The organism is Ezakiella massiliensis (assembly GCF_059862345.1).
This window is the reverse complement of sequence record NZ_JCBCEO010000018.1, coordinates 1-292: the sequence shown is the minus strand read 5'-3', so window position 1 is coordinate 292 and position 292 is coordinate 1. Positions and strand designations below refer to the sequence as shown.

The 292-nt window shown below is 26.7% G+C and carries 1 protein-coding gene; it reads right to left on the bottom strand.

Going from position 1 to position 292, the window contains the following annotated elements; genetic code table 11:
- Positions 1 to 292, bottom strand: a 292-nt coding sequence (locus AC6FXG_RS08935; protein WP_500572389.1) for an ATP-binding protein, incomplete at both ends; no start/stop codon positions are given.

Below are 292 nucleotides of genomic sequence, written 5' to 3'. Positions count from 1 at the left end.
GTCAATATTAGGATTTTGAATAATTTCCAATGATAAGTTTGTAGTAAAAATTGTCGGCCTGCCTTTTAAGTATCTTGAGTTTATAATGTTATATACTTGTTCTCTTGCATAAGATGTATCCCTTTCAATTCCAAGGTCATCTAAGATTAACAAAGGAATATTTGATAGGTTATCTATAATTTCATTTGAATCTAACTTAAATGCTGATTTTTGTATTTGGTTTATAACCTGAGATAAATTCATAATCTTAACTTTAACTTGCTTTCTTTCGATTAATTCATTTGCAATTGAA